The organism is Pseudomonas sp. MTM4 (assembly GCF_019355055.1).
Taxonomy (GTDB): Bacteria; Pseudomonadota; Gammaproteobacteria; order Pseudomonadales; family Pseudomonadaceae; genus Stutzerimonas.
Map to the genome: position 1 here is coordinate 950,747 of NZ_CP048411.1, position 19,850 is coordinate 970,596.

Sequence of the window (19,850 nt, forward strand, 5' to 3'; positions counted from 1 at the left end):
CGTTATAGAACGCGTGTAACCGTTGGACTGACTATGTTTCTGGTTTTGGTACTACGGGTGCACATGCTTATGCCGTGTTTTCGCGATGACTTCTGTTTCGCCCTGCTGGGCGAGTCCCTTTTGGCAAACGCCCCAAAAGGAACCAAAAAGTCTTGCCCCTGCATCCGGCCCTGCGCTTCGCTCCGGGTTCGTTCACTCCATCGCCGCTCCGAGGGCCGTCGCACAAGGGCCATCCATGGCCCTTTACGACTCTCGCCGCGTCCTGCGGCTCGCCCCTCTGCGCAACGATTCCGCTCACCCTCCTGATGGGGCGACTGAGCGCACGTCTGACGCCATGACAACATTCAGCAGAGAGAGGTAAAGCTGGTTGAGGGGCGCAGCTAGGAGCTTTAGAACACGCCGAGGCGGCAACCAAATGCCAAAACGGGCGAACACATAAACCTCCCAGTCCGGCTTCAAGCTCAATCCCAAAGCCCCCCTCAATGAACGTTGCCTTTTTCAAATCAATCCCGAAGAAACCCCAACACGCGCTGCGTGAAAGCATCGCCAACCTCGACGTTGGACAAATGCGCAGCCTCGAACTCCACCAGCTCGGCCCCTTCGATGCGAGATTGTATGAAGCGCCCATGCTCAGGCGTGGTCACCGGGTCTTTGCTGCCGCAAACGACCAGCGTCGGCACCTTGATCGCGCCCAGCTGCTCACGGTAATCAGCATCACGCACCGCTGCGCAGTTAGCGGCATAACCTTCGGGCGAGGTGCTGGCGATCATTTGTGTGATGCGCTGCGTCTGTGCCGGCTGCTGCTCGGCGAATGCCGGGGTGAACCAGCGTGCGATGGAGGCGTCGCGCATGTCGCGCATGGTCTGCTCGCCACCCTTGAGCACGGTGTCGATGCGCTCGTTCCAGACGTCGTCAGTGCCGATCTTCGCCCCGGTATTGCAGATCACCAACCGCGTCAGCCGCTCGCCAGCATTGATGCCCAGCCACTGGCCAATCAGCCCGCCCATGGACAGGCCGCAGAACGCGAAACGGTCGATACCGAGGGAATCGACCAAGCCCAAGACGTCCTGCCCAAGCTGCTCGATGCTGTACGGTCCCGGCGTAACGGCCGATCCGCCGTGACCGCGCGTGTCATAGCGCAGCACGCGGAACTGCTCGCTGAACGCCGGAATCTGCGCATCCCACATATGCAGGTCGGTACCCAAGGAATTGGACAGCACCAGCACCGGCGCATCGACCGGGCCATCGAGACGGTAGTTGAGTTCGCCATCGGCGAGTTTGACGGTGGGCATAGGAATCTCTCCAGGAAGTCGGTCTAAAGGTAGTCGCAAACGAGCGAAAAACGATGACTTGCGGCGTGCCGCGATACGGGTAACGGTGGGCTGAAGCCCACCCTACGGGAGCGGACCTCCACGCAAAGGGTTGGCTTCGTAGAGTGGGCCGGGCGGCGCTCCGCTTCAGCCCACCGCAGCAGCGTAAAGACTCAGTACTGTCGTAGGGTGGGCTTCAGCCCACCATCCTTCGCGCAAGAAGTCAGACCCGCTCGACCGCCAGCGCCAACCCCTGCCCCACACCCACACACATGGTCGCCAAGCCGAGCTTGCCACCGGACTTTTCCAGCGCGTGCACGGTAGTCATGACCAGGCGCGCGCCGCTCATGCCCAGCGGGTGGCCGAGAGCGATCGCACCGCCCTGCGGGTTGACCTTCGGACTGTCGTCTTCCAGCCCCAGATCACGCGTCACCGCCAATGCCTGCGCGGCAAAGGCCTCGTTGAGTTCGATCACATCGAAGTCGCTTACTGCCACATTCAACCGCTCGCACAGCTTACGCACAGCCGGCACCGGGCCGTAGCCCATCACCCGTGGCGCAACGCCGGCACTGGCCATGCCGAGCACCTTGGCGCGCGGCGTGAGGCCGTATTTCTGCACCGCTTCGGCGCTGGCCAGGATCAGCGCGGCCGCACCATCGTTGACCCCCGAGGCGTTGCCGGCGGTGACCGTCTTGTCCGACCCGTTGACCGGCTTCAATTTGGCCAGCGCTTCGGCACTGGTATCGGGGCGCGGATGCTCGTCGGTATCGACGACGGTGTCGCCCTTGCGGCCCTTAATCACCACCGGGACGATCTCTTCAGCGAAGAAGCCCGCCGCCTGCGCCTTGCCGGTACGCTGCTGGCTGCGCAGAGCGAAGGCATCTTGATCTTCGCGGCTGATCTTGTGTTCTTCGGCCACGTTGTCGGCGGTCTGCGGCATGGCATCGACGCCGTACATTTCCTTCATCTTGGGGTTGATGAAGCGCCAGCCAATGGTGGTGTCTTCGATCTTCTGCGTGCGACCAAACGCAGTATCGGCCTTGCCCATCACATAGGGCGCGCGGGTCATGGACTCGACACCGCCGGCGATGGCCAATTCCATTTCGCCACAGGCGATGGCGCGGAAGGCACTGCCGACCGCATCCATGCCCGAAGCGCAGAGACGGTTGAGGGTCACACCCGGCACGGTTTCCGGCAGCCCGGCCAGCAGCGCGGCCATGCGCGCCACGTTGCGGTTGTCCTCGCCGGCCTGGTTGGCGCTGCCCATGAAGACTTCTTCGATGGCCGCCGGATCGAGCTGTGGATTGCGCTCCAGCAGCGCTTTGATCGGGGTTGCGGCCAGATCGTCGGCGCGCACGGCGGCCAAGGCGCCGCCGAAGCGGCCGATGGGCGTACGTACGGCGTCGCAGATAAAGACTTCGCGTGTCACTCGTCACCTCCAGATTGTCCGTGGGCGGCGGCCGTGCGGGCCTCAAGGGCACGCAGAGCTTCCAGTTCTGTCTCGGTGGGCGGCGCAGTTTCGCTCAGATTGTCGGCGAAACGGATGGCCCAGCCGGTGTTCTCGATCACTTGCTCGCGGGTCACGCCCGGGTGCAGCGAAGTCACCACGAATTCATTGGACCCAGCTTCGGGCTCCATGATGCACAGATCGGTGATGATGCCTACCGGTCCGCTGCCCGGCAGCCCGAGCTGCTTGCGATGCTCGCCGCCCTCGCCGAAACCGACGGATGTGATGAACGCCAGCTTGTCGACGAAGGTACGGTGCGATTGCTTAAGGATGATCAACACCTGCTTGGCCGACCCTGCAATTTCCGGCGCCCCACCCGCCCCTGGCAAGCGAACTTTCGGTTGGTGATAGTCGCCGATCACCGTGGTGTTGATGTTGCCGTACTTGTCCACCTGCGCCGCGCCGAGAAAGCCCACATCGATGCGCCCGCCCTGCAGCCAGTAGCGGAAGATTTCGCCGGTAGGCACCACGGTATCGGCGGTCTCGGCTAGCTCGCCGTCACCGATGGACAGCGGCAATACCGAGGGCTTGGCGCCAATGGGGCCGGACTCGTAGATCAGCACGACTTCCGGCGCATGGGTCAGGCGCGCCAGGTTGGCGGCCTTGGACGGCAAGCCGATGCCGACGAAACAGACGCTGCCATCGCCAAGGCGGCGCGAGGCGGCCACGGTCATCATCTCATTGGTGCTGTAGTCATTGGCGTGAGCGCTCATTACTTGGCCTCCTGCTGCGCGGCCAGCTTGGCCTGGAATGCACTGAAATCGGGTGTATCGCGGATGAATTCATCGATCCAGGCGGTGAAGGACTCACGGCTGCGGGCAATCGGGTCCCAATCCTGATAGAAGCGGTTGTCGCGCTCGTAGTAGCCGTGGGCGTAGGACGGATGCGCCCCGCCCGGCACCAGGCAGACGGCGGTCAGCGCCCAGGTCGGCAGCACGCAGGCGTTCATCGGCGCCTGCAGGTCGTCGACGATTTCTTCGACGGTGACGATGCAGCGCTTGGCCGCCAGTGCGGCTTCCTTCTGTACGCCGAGAATGCCCTGGATCAGCACGTTGCCCTTGCGATCGGCCTTCTGCGCGTGAATCACGGTGACGTCCGGACGCACGCTTGGGACCGCCGCCAGCTTCTCGCCGGTGAAGGGGCAGTCAATGAACTTGATCATCGGATTGACCTTCGGCAGGTCGGAACCCAGGTAGGCGCGCAGCACCGCGAACGGCAGGCCTGATGCGCCGGCGACGTAGGCGTTGGCCAGGTCGGCGTGGCTATGCTCTTCGATCTCCAGCGGCTGCGGCCACTGCTTTTCCACCGCATCACGCAGGCGGTGCAGCGAGCCGACGCCGGGATTGCCGCCCCAGGAGAAGATCAGTTTTTTTGCGCAACCGGCACCGATCAGCAGGTCGTAGACCAGGTCGGGCGTCATGCGCACCAGCGTCAGATCCTTCTTGTCCTGACGGATGAGCTCGTGGGCGGCGGCGGTGGGAATCAGATGGGTGAAGCCTTCAAGGGCGACGGTGTCGCCATTGCTAACGAAGCGATCGATTGCTTCGCCAAGGGAAAGAAGCTCGGCCATGGGTCAGTCTCTTGTGGTCGTGGGTGCACCCGCTAGAGAGTGCTTACGACCCACACTAACCATCGCCAGGCCCTGGAACAATCCGATAATCGATTAATCGTTCGTTAATCGAACAGAATGATGGCCTAGGAGTTAATGATTCTACTGCGGGTAAAGACTCCGTTCTCGCTGCGGTGGGCTGAAGCGGAGCGCCGCCCAGCCCACCCTACGGTCGTACCCCGTGCAGGCGAAATCGGACGGGATTGCCCTACGGAAGAACACGCCAAGGTCCCGCTCCGGCTGCCTGTCCGCTTCGAGTTCAGCGACGTAGGGTGGGCCGGGCGGCGCTCCGCTTCAGCCCACCGGTGATGGCAGCTGGACCAGAGTCGGGGCACGCTTCACCGATCCGACTGCGGCATCGCTGTCAGTGAAACAGCCGCGTACTCAGCTCCTTGCTCGCCTCCAGCAACACCGGCAGAAAGCGCGTTTCCAACTCCTGCCGTGTCACCCGACCGGCATGAGTACCGACGTTCAACGCGGCTAACACCTGCCCGGCAGAATCCTTCAGCGGGACGGCCAGCGAGCGCAAGCCGACCTCCAGTTCCTGATCGATGATCACCCAACCCTGCTGGCGAATCTCGGCAATGGCCGCGCGAATGGCCTCGGGCGTATGCAGCGTGCGGCTGGTCTTGATCTGCAGATTGGCGTGTTCCAGGTAGTCGTCCAGAGCGGCGTCATCAAGCGCCGCCAACAGGATTCGGCCCATGGAGGTGCAATAGGCCGGCAGACGGCTGCCCACGCTGAGATCCACCGAAATCAATCGCTGCGGCGTCGCTGAGCGTGCGACATAGAGCACTTCGTCGCCCTCCAGCGTGGCCATGGAACAGGCTTCGTGCAGTTGATCACTGAGGCGGTCGAGGATCGGCTGCGCGGTGACCGCCAGCGGCGTCGATGACAGGTAGGCGTGGCCAAGGGTCAGCACCTTGGGCAACAGCGAATAGGTGCGCCCGTCGGTGGTGGCGTAGCCGAGCTTGATCAGCGTGTGCAGGCAGCGCCGCACCGCTGCACGGGGTATCTCCGTGCGGTGGCTGATCTGTGCGATGGTCAGATGGCGTTTTCGCTCTTGGAACGCGTGAATCACCGCCAGACCGCGGGCCAGCGAGGTCATGAAGTTCGGGTCGCCGGTCAGGGCTTCGATGCGTTTGGCCGGCGACGCGATGATCGCCGGCGCGGTGGGCGCGATGCTAGGGCGGGATTCTTCGTTCATGGGCGGACAGCCTTGTCGAGAGCGATGGGCGATTATCGTCCACAAGTTCGATAATCGCAAAGCACATCACCAAGGCCGATGACGTTCTAGAGCAGTTGCCAGGTGTAATTGAAGATCAGCCGGTTCTCGTCGATATCGCTGCGGTAGTTGGAGCGCGCGGTGACGTTGCGGACCCGGACGCCAAGACCTTTCAGCACACCGCCCTGAAAGGTGTAGCCGATATCCAGGTCGCGCTCCCACTCCTCGCCCTCGAAGCCGGCGCCGGTATCGACGTTGTCGCCACGGATGTAGCGCACCGTGGAAACCAGCCCGGGGATGCCTACCGCAGTGAAATCGAAGTCATGTCGCACCTGCCAGGAGCGCTCGTCGGCACCGGCGAATTCATAGGTGGGCACTTCATTGCCCAGCGGCGTGACGTTGTTGAACACCCTCGGAAAAGCGTCCTCGCCGAACATGGCCTGATAGCCGACCATGAAAGTGTGCCCACCATATTTGGCAGAGAGCTGGGAGAACGCCGCCTGGTTGTCGATATCGCTGAGCAGCCGGTCGCCGTCTTCACTACTGTCGTAGAAACCGAGGTTGGCGCCCAGTACCCAGTCGCCCACCGGCTCGCTGTGCTTGAGGCTGTAGAAGCGCTGGTTGTAGATATCTTCCAGCTGCGCATACCAGGCGCCCGCCGAAGTGCGCTTGTCGTTGAAGGCGTAATCGGCACCGGCATAGTTGAAGCGGTCGGTTTCGGCGTTGCCACCCAGCTGCGGCACATGGCCGAGCTTCGCACGCATTGAGCCGTCGCCGGCTTCGTTGAGCACGCTGCCGGAATGCAGCTGGCCGGCTTGCAGGGTCAGCCCATCGATCTCCTGCGAGACGATGCTGGCGCCCTGGTAGGTCGGCGGTAGCAGGCGGATGTCGCTGAAGGTCAGCACCGGCAGGTTGGGTGTCAGCTCGCCGACCTTCAGCTCGGTTTTCGACAGGCGTGCCTTGAGCGCGGCGCCGAAGCGGCCGAAGTCGTCCGCCGCCTTGCCGTCACTGCCAGTCGGCAGCAAGCCGGTATTGACCCGGTCGGCGCTGCTGTCGAGCTTGATGCCCAACTGGCCCAGTACATCCACGCCGAAACCGACCGTACCCGGCGTGTAGCCGGATTTGATGTTGAGGATGAAGCCCTGCGCCCACTCCTCCGACTTCGACTGCTGGTTGGCGCCGACGATGTCGGAGAAATCCCGGCTGAAGTAGTAGTTGCGCGCCTGCAGAGTGGCGCTGGCACCTTCGATGAAACCGTCTTCGGCAACTACTTCGCATGCGCTGAGCGCTACGCCGACCGCCAACGAGAGGCGTGATATCTGCGTCTGGTTTTTCATGGATTTCCTCATTGTTGTTGTTTTTCAAGGTGCACGCTGCCGGCCCTTCCGGCGTGGCCGGATGAGCGCGACAAGAGTTTTCGATCGTTAGCTGGTGCGCTAGGCAATGCCTTCAGCGCGCGGGTTGCTCCCGTTGGAGGTTGGCGCCTTGGTTCTCCTGTGCCTTTGCCGGTTTTCTCAGGGTCAGCAGCAGGTGCGCCGCGATACCGAAGATCAGCCCCCAGAAGGCGGCGGATAGGCCCAGCAGCGACATGCCCGAGGCGGTGACCAGAAAGGTGATCAGCGCCGCCTCGCGATCCGCCGGGACCGACATGGCGCCATGCAAGGCGGCGCCGATGGCCGACAGCAGCGCCAGCCCGGCCAATGCGGCGATCAACGCCGAAGGAAAGGCGGTGAACACCGATACCAAGGTCGCACCGAAAATGCCCAGCAGCAGATAGAACACACCGCCGGAGACACCGGCGATGTAGCGTTTGCCGGGATCTTCATGGGACTCCTTGCCGGTGCAGATCGCCGCGGTGATCGCCGCAAGATTCAATCCGTGGCAGCCGAAGGGTGCGAGCAACAAGGTGCCCAGTGCACTGCCGCTGATCAGCGGACTTGCCGGGGTCTGGTAGCCGGCATTGCGCAACACGGCCATGCCCGGCACGAACTGCCCGGTCAGCGCCACCATCACCAGTGGAAACGCCACGCCCAGCATCACCTGCCAGCTGAATTCGGGGGTGATCCATACCGGTTTGGCCAAGCCCAGCACCAGCGCTTCGCTACGCAGCTCGCCGCTGGCAACCGTCATCGCGACACCCACCACCAGCACCGCCATCACCGCGTAGCGCGGCATGGCGCGCTTGAACAGCAGGTAGGTGGCGAACATCGCCAGCACCAGCCAGGGCTGATCCTTCACCGACACGAATAGGTCGGTACCGAAGCGAAACAGGATGCCGGCCAGCATCGCCGCCGAAATGGCCGCTGGAAGTTTACTGATCACCTTGTCGAAGGCGCCGGACAGCCCCACCAGCAGGATAATCAGGTTCGATACCAGGTAGGCGCCCACTGCCTGGTTCATGCTGATGTCCGGCAGCATGGTCACCAGCAACGCCGAGCCGGGCGCCGACCAGGCGATGACGATCGGTACCCGGTAGCGCAGGCTCAGCAGGATGCCGAGCACACCGCTGCCGATGGAGATGGTCCAGACCCAGGACGAGAGCACATCGTGCGGCAGACCGCCCGCCTTGGCTGCCTGGAAGATGATCACCAGCGGGCCGGCGTAGGAAATGATGGTCGCGATGAAACCGGCAACCACGGCGGATAGGGAGCAATCCCTGAGTAGCGTTTTCATGACGCCTCGCAAGACAGGCCTGGCTATCCGTGACGGTGTCCGGATCGCTCTTGTTGTTGGGTGAGCGGTTAAACGGTGGAGCGGGAAGTCATCAGAGCCGGCGGATGGGTGAAGCGTCATCCACCCTACGAGTCTCGGAACTGGCGTAGGGTGGATATCGCTTCACCCATCCACCACACGGAGCCCGCGAAGAGTGGATGGTAAAGAGCCTCATCCGACAGGCTCAGGCTTCCTGTAATGCGCGCGGGCGCTTGCTGCGCTGCTCGGCTTGCGGCGCTGGCGCCTGCTGCAACTGGAAGTCAAATGCCACCTCGGCGAAGCGCCCTTCCACACCGCGCGCATGGGCGGCTTCGGGATCGTCGTTGAAGTGAATGTCGCCGATCAGGCCGTCACGGGTCGCGTAGGCGAAGTCGTCCCACAGGTACTTGTCGCCCGCCAGGTTGATTTGCGTGGTCAGGTGGCGATGGCCCGGCGCGGAGATGAAGAAGTGGATATGCGCCGGACGCTGACCGTGACGACCGAGCAGATCGAGCACTTCTTGCGTCGGACCATCCGGCGAGCAGCCGTAGCCGGACGGCACGATGCTGCGCGCGCGGTAGCGGCCTTCGGCATCGGTGACGATGCGCCGGCGCAGGTTGTACTCCGACTGGCTCTTGTCGAAATAGGAGTAGTTGCCCTGGGTGTTGGCGTGCCAGAGATCGACGGTGGCGCCGGCCAGCGGCTTGCCATCGGGCCCGGTGACCTTGCCTTGGAGGAACATGACGGTCGCCACGCCATCTTCGCTGCCGTCATCCATGCGCGCCTCGCCTTCTACGATCGGCGCACCGGCCACGTACAGGGGGCCTTCGATGGTGCGCGGGGTGCCGCCAGTGAGGCCGGCCTGCGCATCCTTGGCATCTTCCAACAGATCGAGGAAGTGCTCGATGCCAAGCCCGGCTGCCAACAGGCCCGCTTCATTACGCCCGCCGAGGCGGTTGATGTAGTCCACCGCTTTCCAGAATTCATCCTGAGTGATTTCCAGGTCTTCGACGATCTTTGCGGTGTCGACCAGGATGCGGTTGATCACTGTCTTCAGACGGCTGTTGCCTTCATCGTTCTGAAAGCCACTGGCTTCGTTGAAGAAGTTCTGGACGTGGTCGGAATTAGAGATTTTCACAGTCATGGCTCAGGCCTCATTTTGTAATTGTCGTTACGCGATAACCGACCGGGGCAAACCCCGGCCCGGAAAATCAATCAGCTGTCGTCGTCACGAATCGAGGACGGATGGCGGCACAGCGGATTGACTTCGATATCCATGTAGGGGAACAGCGGCAGCTGCATCAGGGTGTCGTGCAGTTCCTGCACGCTGGCCACGTCGAACAGGCTGTAGTTGGCGTACTGCCCAGCGATGCGCCACAGGTGGCGCCACTTGCCTTCGCGCATCAGGCCTTGGGCCAGTTCCTTCTCGTCCGCCTTGAGCTTGGCGGCCTTGGCCGGGTCCATGTCCACCGGCAACTTCACGATCATCTTTACGTGGAACAGCATCTTGCGAACCTCCGTTTTACTTGCGGCTGAAGAACGCCAGGCGCTCTTCGTCCAGGATCAGGCCGAGGCCGGGCGTGCGCGGTACTTCCAGCTGGAAGTCGCGATAGACCGGCGCCTCGGTGACGATTTCTTCGGTGAGCAACAAGGGGCCGAACAGCTCGGTGCCCCAGGTCAGTTGCTTAAGGGTGACGAAGGCATGGGCCGACGCCAGGGTGCCGATAGCGCCTTCGAGCATGGTCCCGCCGTACAGGGCGATACCCGCCGCTTCGGCGATCTGCGCGGTGCGCAGCACGGCACGCGGGCCACCGTTCTTGGCGATCTTCAGGGCGAAAACGCTGGCGGCACCGTCGGCGGCGAGGCTGAAGGCGTCTTCGACGCTCTCGATGGATTCATCGGCCATGATCGGTGCAGGGCTGCGCTGGTTCAGACGCACCTGACCGGCGCGGTTGATGCGCGAGATCGGTTGCTCGATCAGGTCGATGCCGTTGTCGCCCAGCACCTGGCAGGCGCGGATGGCCTGGGACTCGTCCCAGTACTGGTTAACGTCGACACGCACGCTGGCACGCTCACCCAGCGCCTTCTTGATGTCGATGACGTGCTTGAGGTCGGCGTTCACTTCGTTGGCGCCGATCTTCAGCTTGAAGATCCGGTGGCGACGGATGTCGAGCATCTGCTCGGCTTCGGCGATGTCCTTGTCGGTATCGCCGCTGGCCAACGTCCAGGCGACTTCCAGGCTGTCGCGCACTCGCCCACCGAGCAGCTCGCTGACCGACAGCCCGAGGCGTTTGCCCTGGGCATCGAGCAGCGCGCTTTCCAGGCCGGACTTGGCGAAGGTGTTGCCCTTGGCCGCCTTGTCCAGGCGCAGCATGGCGGCATTGATATTGGCCGCATCCTGGCCGACCAGTAGCGGGCCGAGGTGGCTGTCGATGTTGGTCTTGATGCTCTCCGGGCTTTCGTTGCCGTAGGCCAGGCCACCGATGGTGGTGGACTCACCGATGCCTTCGATACCGTCGCTGCAACGCACGCGGATGATCACCAGCGTCTGCTGCTGCATGGTGTGCATCGCCAGCTTGTGCGGGCGGATGGTGGGCAGATCGACGATGACGGCATCGATGCTTTCGATCAGGGTGTGGCTCATATCGGCTCCCGGAGTTCTGGTTCAGTAATCAGGCTTTCGCCGTCGACAGACCGGCTGGCACGGCATCGCTGTTGCGCTGCCCGGAAACGGCGAAGACGGTCATGGCCAGCGCAGCGATCACGCCTGGAATGGCGAAGGCCATAAAATTCAATTGCAGCGGCAGGTTGATGCCCAGCAGCGCCCCGCCCAGCAATGGACCGACGATGGCGCCGTTGCGGCCGATGCCGGACGCCCAGCCAAGACCGGTGGAGCGAATCGACAGGCCGTAGAATTGCGCGGCGGCTGCGTACAGCAGAATCTGTGTGCCGATCACGGTGGCGCCAGCGATGGTGATGAGCGCGTAGAGCACCGGCATCGGCGTCTTGAAGCCCAGCAGGCTGATGGACACCACCGACACTGCGAAGAAGGCCACCACGACTTTGGCCAAGTTGAAGCGATCACCCAGCCAGCCGCCGAGAATCGCGCCGAACATGCCACCCAGATTCAGCGCCACCAGGAACGACAGGCTCGAACCCAGGCTGTAACCGGCGTTGGCCATTAGCTTCGGCAGCCAGGAACCCAGCGCGTAGACCATCAGCAGGCAGCAGAAGAAGGCGATCCAGATCGAGATCGTGCGAACGCCACGGCCATCGCGGAACAACTCCAGCACCGAAGCGCTCTTGCCCTTCACTTCGTTCATCACCAGCTCGTCGCTGGCGCTGAGAGCAAGGCTCGGTTCGATCTGGTTGAGCAGCTTGCGGGCCTGTTCGGTACGGCCCTGGCGCACCAGGAAACCCACCGATTCGGGCAGCTTCCAGAGAATCACCGGCAGCAACAACAGCGGCACGGCGGCGGCGAAGAACATCGCCTCCCAGCCGAAGCGCGGCAGCATGTAGATGCCCAGCCCGGCGGAGAACATGCCACCCAGCGAGTAGCCGCTGAACATGATCGCCACCAGGGTGCTGCGCAGCTTCTTCGGCGCGTATTCGTTCATCAGCGCAACGACGTTGGGCATCAGCCCGCCGCAACCGAGACCGGCCAGAAAGCGGAAGATGCCGAACTCGGTCGGCGTACTGGCGAAGCCGTTGAGCACTGTCGCTGTGCTGAACAGCAGAAAGCAAATCGCGATGCCCTTCTTGCGTCCGATGCGGTCAGCCAGGGTGCCGAAGATCAGCGCGCCGAACATCATGCCAAACAGCGCGTAACTACCCAGCGCGCCGGCCTGCAGCGGGGTCAGCCCCCATTCCTGCATGATCACAGGCAGCACCACGCCGTAGATGAACAGGTCATAGCCGTCGAAAATCAGCAGCAATGCGCACAGGCACATGACCAGCCAGTGAAACTGGCTGAAGCGGGCGTTATCGATGATTTCGTGAACATCTACTTTTCGCATGGCAAGGCTCTCTATTGTTTTTGTTGTAGAAACTGCGTGTCGTTAGTGCCGGGAATCGTGATCAGCCCTGATCCCCACCGCCCACCGGCAGGGTCACGCCGGTGATGTAGGAGGCGTCATCGGAGGCCAGGAAGAGGATCGCGCCGGCCTGCTCGTCGATGGTTCCGTAGCGCTTCATCTGCGTGGAATCGATGGTCTGATCGACGATCTGCTGGTACCAGACCTTCTCCTGCTCGCTCTGCTCGCTCTGCTCGGCCGTATTGCGCGGAATGCGCCGCGGTGGCGCCTCGGTGCCGCCCGGTGCGGTGGCGTTGACGCGAATGCCGCGCTGGGCGTTTTCGAATGCGAGGCAGGCGGTCAGCGCGTTCACACCGCCCTTGGCCGCGCCGTAGGGCACGCGGTTGAGGCTGCGGGTGGCGATGGACGAAACGTTGACGATGGCGCCACTGCTCTGCTCCAGCATGTGCGGCAGCGCGGCGTGGCAACACCAGAGCGTGGGGAACAGCGAGCGACGCACTTCGGCCTCGATTTCGTGCTCCTGGTAATGCTCGAACGGCTTGGCCCAGATGGTGCCGCCGACGTTGTTGATCAGAATGTCGAGGCGGCCGTAATGGGTCTTGGCGGCGTCCATCACGCGATGGCAATCGGCGAACTGCTCCAGATCAGCGGTCATCGTCAGGACTTGCGCGCCTTTGGCGCCGAGCTCGTCGGCCAGTTCGTGGACCAGCTCGGAGCGATCGACCAGCAGCAGGCATCCGCCCTCCTCGGCCATCCGCTCGGCAACGCGCCGACCGATGCCTTGGGCGGCACCGGTGATTACCGCAACTTTATTTTGGAAACGCATGTTCATTGGGTTACCTCAACAGATACATCCGTAGTGCTCGTAACATCTTCGCGGCTGACGCCACCGCCGGCTTGCTGATCGTTCCCACTCCGCGTGGGAACGCCAGCCCTGGACGCTCCGCGTCTCAGCTCTCTAGCAACCGACGCAGAGCGTCTCAATCAGTACCGTAGGGTGGGCTTTAGCCCACCGCCAGCACCCCATTGGTGGGCTGAAGCCCACCCTACAAATTTGAACTGCGACGTTGATCGTTCCAACGCTCCGCGTGGAATGCCGCCCCGGACGCTCCACGTCCCGGCAGTGCGTCGCAACCAGGGTTCCCACGCTGGAGCGTGGGAACTAGGCGCTGGCGGCGAATTTCTCGTAATAGAAGTTCGCTGGCTGCAGACCCTGTTCACGGATGAACTGGCTGACCGCCTCGACCATCGGCGGCGGGCCGCAGAGGTAGATATCCACTTCGCCGTCGTTGAGGTGCTTGGGCTCGATGTGCTGCGTGACGTAGCCCTTCTGCGGATAGGCGCTTTCCGGGCTGGCTACGCAGGCGCTGTAGGTGAAGTTGGGAATGCGCGCGGCGAGGGCCTCGAGCTTCTCCATCTCGACCAGATCGTGATCGTGGGTGACGCCGTAAATCAGATGCAGCGGGTGCGCACTACCCTGCTCGGCGACCTTTTCCAGCATCGCGGTGAACGGCGCCAGGCCGGTCCCGCCTGCGAGCAGCAACAGCGGACGCTTGATATCGCGCAGATAGAAGCTGCCCAGCGGGCCAGCCAGGGTCAGGCTGTCGCCCGCCTTGGCCAGGCCGGTAAGGAAGCTGCTCATCAGCCCGCCTGGCACGTTACGGATCAGGAAGCTGACTTCGCCATCCCTGGGGAGCGAGCTGAAGGAATAGGCCCGGCTCTGATCGCTGCCCGGCACCTTGAGGTTAACGTACTGCCCCGGCAGGAACGCCAGCTGGTTCAGGGCCTCGCCCTTGACCGACAGCGCGATGGTGCTTTCGGACAGCTGGCGGACACCGCTGATGGCGGCTTCGAAACAGACCTGCTCGGTCTTGCACACCTGCGAGGAGGCCGGTACGCGGATCACGCAATCGCTCTCGGCGCGCATCTGGCAGGTCAGCACGTAACCCTGTTCGGCTTCATCTTCGCTGAGCGCATCCTCGATGTATTCCTCGCCGAGGTCGTAGCGGCCGGCTTCGGCGAAGCACTTGCAGGCACCGCAAGCGCCGTCACGGCAATCCAGCGGGATGTTGATGCCCTGGCGGTAGGCGGCGTCGGCCACGGTTTCACCGAGGTTGGTTTCGATGAAGCGGGTTACGCCGTCTTCGAAATTCAGTGCGATGTTGTAGGTCATGGCTGCGCCCTCACAGGTGGTACACGTCGATCATCTGGCGGATGTAGTCGTTCTTCAGCACGACCTTCTTGGCCTTGATCAGCGGGTTCTCGCCGCGCACATCCAAGGTGTAGAAGTTGGTGCCGTAGAAGTGATCGACCGTCTTGTAGCGGAAGCTCATGGTGTGCCAGTTGTAGCGCAGCTTGCAGAAGCCATCGGCCTGCTCGAGCAGCTCGAGGTTGCTGATGTTGTGGGTGGTGCGGGTGTCCGGAATGGTGGCGCTGGAGCGCTCGGTTTTGATGCGGAACACGCGGTCTTCCAGGCCACTGCGGTTGCCGTACCAGATCAGCGAGATTTCGCTTTGCGGGTCTTCGGTCAACTGATCGCGGTCATCCCAGGCCGGCATCCAGAAACTGGCATCCGGCGCGTAGAGTTCGAGCCAGGCGTCCCATTCCTTGTCGTCGAGATAGCGCGCCTCGCGGTAGAGAAAATCGCGTGCGGTTTCATAGGAAATGGTCATCTATGCGCCCTCCACGTGGATCAGCTGATCCTGTTCCGCCTTCACGGCCTTGATCATCTGCTGCTGCCAGTACTGGTGCTGCATGACGAACAGGCCTTCGTCCTCGGAGCGGACGCCGCTGAGCAAGGGATGCAGATCGATTTCCTTGGCGCCCTCATCGGCGCCTTCGATCCAGTGCTTGGCGCCACGGGACATGTCGTTCCATTCCATGGCGCGGCCCTGGAAGCCGGCCTGGCAGGCGCGGAATTCCTCGAGGTCGTCCGGCGTGGCCATGCCGCTGACGTTGAAGAAATCTTCGTACTGGCGAATGCGGCGGGCACGCGCCTCGGCACTCTCGCCCTTAGGCGCGATGCAGTAGATGGTGACTTCGGTCTCGTCGACCGAGATCGGCCGGGCGATGCGCAGCTGCGATCCGAACTGGTCCATCAGGTAGAGGTTCGGGTAGAGGCAGAGGTTGCGCGAGTTACCGATCATCCAGTCGGCACGAGCCTCGCCGACTTCGGCGACCAGCTCGTCGCGGCGGCTGTACAGCGGACGGTCTTCAGGGTTGTCCCAGCGCGTCCAGAGCAAAAGGTGGCCGTTCTCGAAGGAATAGAAGCCACCGCCCTTCTTGCCCCAGCCGCCGGCACTCATGGTGCGGATTTCTTCACCGGCTTCGCGCAGCTTGCGCTGGTTCTGGGTGGCGGCGTAGTTCCAGTGCACGGCGGTGACGTGGTAGCCGTCGGCACCGTTCTCGGCAGTCAGTTTCCAGTTGCCGCCGAAGACGTAGCTGGAGGAGCCACGCAGCACCTCGATGCCATCCGGCGACTGGTCGACCACCATGTCGATGATCTTGCGCGACTCGCCGAGGAATTCTTCCAGCGGGGCGACATCTTCACGCAGGCTGCCGAACAGGAAGCCGCGATAGGACTCGAAGCGGGCGATCTTCTTCAGGTCGTGGGAGCCGTCGCAGTTGAAACTGTCCGGGTAGCCGGCTTCCTTGGGGTCCTTGACCTTGAGCAGCTTGCCGGAGTTGTTGAAGGTCCAGCCGTGGAACGGGCAGGTGTAGGTGGCCTTGTTGCCGCTCTTGAAGCGACAGAGCATCGCGCCGCGATGGCTGCAGGCATTGATGAAGGCGTTGAGCTCGCCGTCCTTGTTGCGGGCGATGAAGATCGGCTGACGACCCATGTAGGTGGTGTAGTAGTCGTTCTTCTCGGGAATCTGACTCTCATGAGCGAGATACAGCCAGTTGCCCTCGAAGATGTGCTTCATCTCCAGGTCAAACAGGCGCTCGTCGGTGAACATCTCGCGCTTGCAGCGGAAGATCCCTTTTTCTTTGTCGTCTTCAACAAGCGAATCAAGGTAATCGAATCCCAGAGCCATGGCCGGGGCCTCCATTGTTATTGTTTCTACGTGATGAAGGCTAAGGCGCTGGGAGGGGTATCAATATCCGTTTTCTGCAGGACCTCTATCCGTTTTCTGCAAAACAACAGGCGGAGCGATCCGCTCATGTAAGCGGATATGGCGAAGAATCTGGGGGGTATAAACGGAAGGAGTGAAACAGGCGGGGCGTTGGGCCAACCCAGTGAGGGCTGGCCCTAGGGTTAACCGTCAGGATTGGCTCATCACCGCAGCGATGCTCTGCGCCAGGTCATCCTGAGTGAAGGGCTTGCCGAGCCTGGGCAGGTCGCCTGCCAACCCGGTTGGCTGGTCGGCGTAACCAGTGACAAGGATCACCGGCAGGTCTGGATACCGCTGCCTGATGACTTCGGCCAGTTGTGTGCCGGTCATTTGCGGCATGGCCTGATCGGTCAACACTAGCTGAACCCTGTTCTGCGCGAGGATTTCCAGCGCCTGCTTCGCTGATTCCGCCTCGTACACATGGCAACCAAGCTCCTCGAGCATCGCGCCGGTCGTCATCAATACAAGGGGGTCGTCATCCACCGCCAGTACGCTGAGCGCCACAGGGCAATGCGACTCGGACGTCTGCGACTGTTCAGCTTCAGCCGGCATACCGCCACCCGCGGCAAGCGGCAGCCACAGCTCAGCGGTGGTGCCGCGCCCCTTCTCGCTTTTGAGCACCAAACCGCCACCAGACTGCGCGGCAAGCCCATGGACCATCGAGAGTCCCAGCCCCGTGCCTTTGCCGACGCCTTTGGTGGTGAAAAACGGCTCCGTTGCCCGTTCGAGCGTCGCCTCGTCCATGCCCTCGCCCTCATCGGCCAAGGCCAGGCAGAGATAGTCTCCGGGTTCCAGTCCGCCATCCTTTGAGTCGAGTCGGTGTTCACGCGCCGAGATGGTGACGGTGCCGCCCTCTGGCATGGCGTCCCGGGCATTTACCGCCAGGTTGAGCAGCGCCAGTTCGATCTGGTTGGCATCCGCCAGGACGGGTTTGAGCGAGAGAGGAAAACGGGTTTCGATCTGAATCCGAGGGCCAAGCGATTGCTGGAGCAGATCGGCCATATCACGTATCAGCGCCGGCGCATCGACCAGTTCGAGATTGAGTTCCTGGCGCCGCGCAAAGGCCAGCATGCGCTGGGACAGGGAGACGCCGCGCTGGGCCCCGCGAATGGCATTGTCCAGCAACGGGACGATTCGCGGATCGTCAGGCACCCGTCGGCGCACAATCTCCAACCCGCCCAGTACGGCCATCAGAAGATTGTTGAAGTCGTGGGCGATGCCCCCGGTCAATCGGCCTAAGGATTCCAATTTCTGTGACTGGAACAGCGCCTCCCGCGCCTCTTCCAGCTCACGCTGGGCCTCGACGGTTTCGGTGATGTCGCGGGTAATCTTGGCAAAACCTATAAGGGTGCCCGTCTCACTGCGGATCGGGTCGACGACCACATTGGCCCAGAAGCGCGAGCCGTCCTTGCGCACACGCAAGCCCTGGCTTTCGAACCGCCCTTCACGCAAAGCCGTATCGAGACCGCGCTGCGGGGCGCCGTTCTCTCGGTCTTCAGCAGTAAAAAAAGCGGAATAGTGCTGCCCGATAATCTCGTCGGGCAGATAGCCCTTGATGCGCTGGGCGCCCATGTTCCAGTTGGTCACCCGCCCTGTCGGATCAAGCATATAGATGGCGTAATCAGTGACGCCCTGCACCAACAAGCGAAACTGCTGTTCGCTCTGCTTCAGCGATTCTTCGACCAGCTTGCGCTCGGTCAGATCGCGGGTGACCTTGGCAAAGCCGAGCAAACTGCCAGTGGGCGACCAGATTGGATCAATCACCACGTGACACCAGAAGCGCGTGCCATCCTTGCGCACACGCCAGCCCTCCCCTTCGAAGCGACCCTCGGCTGCTGCAATGTCCAGTGCGCGCTGAGGTAATCCTGCGGCACGGTCGTCGTCGGTATAAAAGCGGGAGAAATGCTGGCCGATCACTTCGGCCTCTTCGTACCCCTTGAAGCGTCTCGCACCGGTGTTCCAGCTTGCAATCTTGCCGTCGACATCAAGCATATAGATGGCGTAGTCGGTCACTGCATCGATAAGTAGCCGATAACGCTCCGGCGCCGTAATCGACACATCCGAAGATGCCATGCCTTGCATTGGAAGTACCTACACCCGAGTGATTTGGTCAGGATTATGGTTAGCCAAGCATTTAAAAGAAAGGAGTGACGTTGTGAAGCCGAGCCAAAGTGCTCAACTGCGCCCTCGGCGCACCTGTGGAGCCGAGCAGTCGCTTCAGTGATGCTTGCGCAGGGTGTCGGAGGGCAGTTCGCCGAAAGTACTCTTGTAGGTTTCCGAGAAACGTCCGAGATGCAGAAAGCCATAGTCCATCGCGATCTCGGTGATATTGCGCACCTTGTCCGAAGGGTCGCTCAGCCGTCCGTGGATCTGCTCCAGTTTGCGCTGGCGGATGTAGGACTTCGGCGTGGTGCCGACCTTCCGATCGAACAACATGTACAGCGAGCGCGGACTCATATTGGCCAGCTGCGCCAGCTGCTCGACCGAAATGTCTTTCTTCAGATGCTCGTCTATATAGTCGGTAATGCGGCCGAATGACGGGCAGCTCTCGTTCAAGGGCTCGCGGTAGATATTGTTGGCCAGCGTGCACAGCAGCTTCGAGGCGATGATGCGGCTGTACTGCTCTTGCAATTGCGGGATGCAGTGCTCGGCTTCGGCCTCCTGGCAGATCAGTCCGAGCAGGCTTTCGATACCATCGAGCTGCTTGAGTTCGTAGCGGTTGGCGGCAAAACGAATACCTTCGCTCGGCGCTCGCCACTGGTTCTCGGTACAGGCCTTTTCCAGAAAGGATGCGGGTACTTTGACGATGAGTTTTTCGCAATCGTCGGAATAGGTCAGGTCGACCGGATCGTCCGGGTTGATCAGCAGCAACTCACCTGGCGTGAAGTAATGCTCCTGACCACGGCCACGCCAGAGGCAATGCCCACGCTGCAGCAGTTGTAGGTGATAGATGGTTTCCAGCGCCTGCGAGGTAACGTGCACGCTGCCGCCATAACTCAACTGGCAAAGGTCGAGATTGCCGAACTTGCAATGGCTCAGGCTGGCCTGGGGGTTACCGGTGCGGGGTAGCTGGATGCAATGCGAACCGACGTGCTGATTGACGTACTCGGACACCGCGTGAGGATCGGCGCGATCGAAAATCATGCTTCGCTCTTTCAGCAGACTATCCATCATCAAGGCACTCGCTATTTTTATAGTTACGCCGGCATTGATTGCCGGTCGCCAGTCCAGCCATGGGTGCAGCCCTGCCACCCGGACTTGATTCAAATCAACGATAACGCGTCCGAGCACAATAGGTGATTGGACCAACGGCCAACAGCCGACCGGCCGGTAACCGCACATTTTCGGCGTTACCCGACCAG

17 protein-coding genes are annotated in these 19,850 nt (G+C 62.1%); all 17 read right to left on the minus strand.

All coding sequences use genetic code 11. The annotated features are described in order from the left end of the window. Nucleotides 1-503 precede the first annotated feature (503 nt). A complete protein-coding gene (pcaD, locus tag GYM54_RS04230; RefSeq protein WP_197445131.1) occupies nucleotides 504-1,292 on the minus strand; it encodes a 3-oxoadipate enol-lactonase in 789 nt (262 codons plus the stop codon). A gap of 241 nt (nucleotides 1,293-1,533) precedes the next feature. Continuing rightward, nucleotides 1,534-2,739, minus strand: coding sequence for a 3-oxoadipyl-CoA thiolase (gene pcaF, locus GYM54_RS04235; protein WP_197445132.1), 1,206 nt, complete (start codon nucleotides 2,737-2,739; stop codon nucleotides 1,534-1,536). Next, nucleotides 2,736-3,530 carry a CoA-transferase subunit beta gene (locus GYM54_RS04240; RefSeq protein ID WP_197445133.1) on the minus strand — a complete coding sequence of 265 codons (795 nt, stop codon included), beginning with the start codon at nucleotides 3,528-3,530 and terminating at the stop codon, nucleotides 2,736-2,738. Before GYM54_RS04240 ends, pcaF begins: the two co-directional genes overlap by 4 nt. Further along, nucleotides 3,530-4,387, minus strand: a complete 858-nt coding sequence (locus GYM54_RS04245; RefSeq protein ID WP_131651558.1) for a CoA transferase subunit A — start codon at nucleotides 4,385-4,387, stop codon at nucleotides 3,530-3,532. The genes GYM54_RS04240 and GYM54_RS04245 overlap by 1 nt, the downstream gene beginning before the upstream one ends. Before the next feature lie 403 nt (nucleotides 4,388-4,790). Next, entirely contained in the window at nucleotides 4,791-5,633 is an 843-nt protein-coding gene (locus GYM54_RS04250) for an IclR family transcriptional regulator C-terminal domain-containing protein (protein WP_131651559.1), read from the minus strand. A gap of 86 nt (nucleotides 5,634-5,719) precedes the next feature. Continuing rightward, the gene (locus GYM54_RS04255) at nucleotides 5,720-6,988 is read right to left on the minus strand and encodes an OprD family porin (RefSeq protein ID WP_197445134.1); all 1,269 of its coding nucleotides are present in this window, start codon (nucleotides 6,986-6,988) and stop codon (nucleotides 5,720-5,722) included. 112 nt (nucleotides 6,989-7,100) lie between these two features. Continuing rightward, nucleotides 7,101-8,324: a benzoate/H(+) symporter BenE family transporter gene (locus GYM54_RS04260; protein ID WP_197445135.1), complete on the minus strand. Its 1,224-nt coding sequence runs from the start codon at nucleotides 8,322-8,324 to the stop codon at nucleotides 7,101-7,103. Nucleotides 8,325-8,547: 223 nt separating this feature from the next. Beyond that, the gene (gene catA / locus GYM54_RS04265; protein ID WP_197445136.1) at nucleotides 8,548-9,486 is read right to left on the minus strand and encodes a catechol 1,2-dioxygenase; all 939 of its coding nucleotides are present in this window, start codon (nucleotides 9,484-9,486) and stop codon (nucleotides 8,548-8,550) included. Nucleotides 9,487-9,557: 71 nt separating this feature from the next. After that, the gene (gene catC, locus GYM54_RS04270; protein ID WP_197445137.1) at nucleotides 9,558-9,848 is read right to left on the minus strand and encodes a muconolactone Delta-isomerase; all 291 of its coding nucleotides are present in this window, start codon (nucleotides 9,846-9,848) and stop codon (nucleotides 9,558-9,560) included. A gap of 16 nt (nucleotides 9,849-9,864) precedes the next feature. Beyond that, the gene (locus GYM54_RS04275) at nucleotides 9,865-10,986 is read right to left on the minus strand and encodes a muconate cycloisomerase family protein (RefSeq protein WP_197445138.1); all 1,122 of its coding nucleotides are present in this window, start codon (nucleotides 10,984-10,986) and stop codon (nucleotides 9,865-9,867) included. 28 nt (nucleotides 10,987-11,014) lie between these two features. Continuing rightward, on the minus strand, nucleotides 11,015-12,358 hold the full coding sequence (locus GYM54_RS04280) for an MFS transporter (RefSeq protein ID WP_197445139.1): 1,344 nt from the start codon (nucleotides 12,356-12,358) through the stop codon (nucleotides 11,015-11,017). Between the two features lie 61 nt (nucleotides 12,359-12,419). Beyond that, on the minus strand, nucleotides 12,420-13,208 hold the full coding sequence (locus GYM54_RS04285) for a 1,6-dihydroxycyclohexa-2,4-diene-1-carboxylate dehydrogenase (RefSeq protein WP_197445140.1): 789 nt from the start codon (nucleotides 13,206-13,208) through the stop codon (nucleotides 12,420-12,422). A 330-nt stretch (nucleotides 13,209-13,538) separates the two neighbouring features. Then, nucleotides 13,539-14,549 carry a benzoate 1,2-dioxygenase electron transfer component BenC gene (gene benC, locus GYM54_RS04290; protein ID WP_197445141.1) on the minus strand — a complete coding sequence of 337 codons (1,011 nt, stop codon included), beginning with the start codon at nucleotides 14,547-14,549 and terminating at the stop codon, nucleotides 13,539-13,541. 10 nt (nucleotides 14,550-14,559) lie between these two features. Continuing rightward, on the minus strand, nucleotides 14,560-15,048 hold the full coding sequence (benB, locus tag GYM54_RS04295) for a benzoate 1,2-dioxygenase small subunit (protein ID WP_197445142.1): 489 nt from the start codon (nucleotides 15,046-15,048) through the stop codon (nucleotides 14,560-14,562). Then, nucleotides 15,049-16,410: a benzoate 1,2-dioxygenase large subunit gene (benA, locus tag GYM54_RS04300; protein WP_197445143.1), complete on the minus strand. Its 1,362-nt coding sequence runs from the start codon at nucleotides 16,408-16,410 to the stop codon at nucleotides 15,049-15,051. Between the two features lie 228 nt (nucleotides 16,411-16,638). Then, nucleotides 16,639-18,561, minus strand: a complete 1,923-nt coding sequence (locus GYM54_RS04305; RefSeq protein ID WP_197445201.1) for a PAS domain-containing sensor histidine kinase — start codon at nucleotides 18,559-18,561, stop codon at nucleotides 16,639-16,641. A gap of 144 nt (nucleotides 18,562-18,705) precedes the next feature. Beyond that, nucleotides 18,706-19,659 carry an AraC family transcriptional regulator gene (locus GYM54_RS04310; protein WP_131651705.1) on the minus strand — a complete coding sequence of 318 codons (954 nt, stop codon included), beginning with the start codon at nucleotides 19,657-19,659 and terminating at the stop codon, nucleotides 18,706-18,708. Between the last annotated feature and the right edge of the window lie 191 nt (nucleotides 19,660-19,850).